2 protein-coding genes and 1 pseudogene are annotated in these 2,439 nt (G+C 73.5%); all 3 read left to right on the plus strand.

Annotated elements, in window-relative coordinates; translation table 11 throughout:
* Window positions 1–835, plus strand: an 835-nt coding sequence (locus VIB55_RS09440; RefSeq protein WP_331876399.1) for a capsule assembly Wzi family protein, incomplete at its 5' end; no start/stop codon positions are given.
* A gap of 11 nt (window positions 836–846) precedes the next feature.
* Window positions 847–1,845, plus strand: coding sequence for a porphobilinogen synthase (hemB, locus tag VIB55_RS09445; RefSeq protein WP_331876400.1), 999 nt, complete (start codon window positions 847–849; stop codon window positions 1,843–1,845).
* Window positions 1,846–2,092: 247 nt separating this feature from the next.
* Window positions 2,093–2,439, plus strand: a pseudogene (locus tag VIB55_RS09450) (polysaccharide biosynthesis protein); the annotation flags it as partial.

The raw sequence follows: 2,439 nt of genomic DNA on the forward strand, positions 1-2,439 counted from the left end.
GAGGCCCGTGCGGCTTCCCGGGTTTCTCCGGCACGCGGGCGCCGTGAGCATGCACCTGTTCGCCGGTCCCATGCGCGATCCCGGGCGCCACCCGGACCAGGCGTGGCTGTGGGGGGCGCGCATGGCCGTGCAGCCGCACCCGCGGCTGACGCTGGCGGCCAACCGGTCGTCCATCTTCGGCACCGCGGCGGAACCGATTACCGCGTTCCGCGTGGCGCGCATGCTCGCGGGCGTCATCGTGGAGGGCGACTTCGAGAACCAGATCGCCTCGTTCGACGGGCGCTGGCGCCTGCCCACCGACGCGCTGCTTCCCGCGACCGTGTACGCCGAGGTGGGCGCCGACGACGGCGCCGGGGCCTTCGACGAGATGCCGGGCGTGGTGGCGGGGGTGTTCCTCCCGGCGCTGCCCGCGCTTCCGCAGGTGGCGCTGGGCGCCGTGTACACGCGCTGGGCCGCGGTGTGCTGCGGCCACGGGCCCTGGTACTTCAACGCCAGCCAGCGCGGCGGCTGGGCGCGCCTCTCGCGCCCGCTGGGGCACCCCATGGGCGGGCAGGGGTGGGAGGCGCTGGGCTACGCGCAGGCCGAGCTCTTCGATTCGCGGCTGCGGGTGGAGGGCCGCGGGTTCCGGCGCGAGCGGTCGGGGGCGGACCTGGTGCGGCGCGGCGGTGCCAACCTGTTCGCGCCCCAGCGCGCGGGGCGAAGCACCGGGGCGGCGTTGGACGCGGCGCTGCGGCTCGGCCGCGTGGACCTGCGCGCGGGGGGGTATCGCGACCAGGGCGACGGGTGGCGCGAACAGTGGTTCCACCTGGGCGCCTCCGCGTACATCCACCCCTGACCGAAGCAGCGATGCCCAGCCATCCGGCCTATCGCCCCCGCCGCCTGCGGCGCACCGAGGCGCTCCGCGCCGCCAGCCGCGAAACCTCGGTTTCGCCGGGCGACCTGGTGCTTCCCCTCTTCGCCGTGCACGGCGCGGGCGTGCGCCGCCCCGTGTCGTCCATGCCGGGGGTGGAGCAGACCTCGACGGACGAGCTGCTCAGGGACGCCGAAGAGGCGCTGTCGCTGGGCCTGGGAGGCGTGCTGCTGTTCGGGATTCCCGAACGCAAGGACGACTGCGGCAGCGAGGGGTACGCCGACGACGGCGTGGTGCAGCGCGCCGTGCGGCTGCTGAAGCGCGAGCTTCCCGAGCTGCTGGTGATCACCGACGTGTGCCTGTGCGAGTACACCAGCCACGGCCACTGCGGCGTGCTCCGCGACGGCGACGTCGACAACGACGCCACCCTTCCGCTCCTGCAGCGGGTGGCGCTCACCCACGCGGCCGCGGGTGCCGACGTGGTGGCCCCGTCGGACATGATGGACGGGCGCGTGGCCGCCCTGCGCGGCGCGCTCGACGCGGGCGGGTTCGCCGCCACGGCCATCCTGTCGTACACCGCCAAGTACGCGTCGGCGTTCTACGGCCCCTTTCGCGAGGCGGCCGAAAGCGCGCCCTCGAGCGGCGACCGCCGCGCGGCGCAGATGGACCCGGGCAACGCCCTGGAGGCCGTGCGCGAGGCGCGCCTGGACGTGGCCGAGGGCGCCGACATGCTGATGGTGAAGCCCGCGCTGGCGTACCTGGACGTCATCCACCGGGTGAAGGCCGAAACCGGCTACCCGGTGTTCGGCTACCACGTTTCGGGCGAGTACGCCATGATCGAGGCCGCGGCCCAGCGCGGGTGGATCGACGGTCCCCGCGCGCACGAGGAGGCGCTGACGTGCATCCGGCGCGCCGGCGCCGACCGGGGGGTGTGCTACTACGCCCGCCAGTTCGCCCGGTCGCGCGCCGGTCGAAGCCCCGGTGTACGGATCTGACGCCCTGAAACGTTATTGGACGGACGGTCGCGCGTGACCGTCCGGGGGCCTCGCCCGTCAGGCACGTGGCGGCGCCGGGCGGCGTGCGGTCCGCGCTTCGGCCCGGGCGTAATTCGTGCACTCCCGGCGCGGAGCACGGCAGGCCGGGCCAGCGCGCCACGGCAGCCGCCGTGTGCCCGCGTGTTCTACTCATGTTGGCGATCTTATGCTTCCTAACGTTCTCGTGCGCTTTCGCAGGCCGCTCATCGTGGGCCTGCACCTTCTGCTGATTCCCCTGGCGTACCGGTTCGCCTTCGGACTGCGCTTCGACCTTCATGTTCCCGACGCGGTCGAGCCCATCTTCTGGGCGACGCTCCCGTACCTGGTGGGGGCGCGTCTGGCCTCGTTCCTGGCGTTCGGCCTCTTCCAGGGGTGGTGGCGCCACGTGGGGATGCGCGACCTGATCGACCTGGTGCGCGCGGTGACGACGAGTTCGGCGGTGCTGCTGGGCCTGCTCTTCCTGACCGACCAGCTGGCGGGCTTTCCGCGTTCGGTGCTGGTGCTGGACTGGGTGCTGGCCCTGCTGGTGTTCGGCGGCATCCGCTTCCTGGTCAG

Source organism: Longimicrobium sp., from assembly GCF_036554565.1.
Lineage (GTDB): Bacteria > Gemmatimonadota > Gemmatimonadetes > Longimicrobiales > Longimicrobiaceae > Longimicrobium.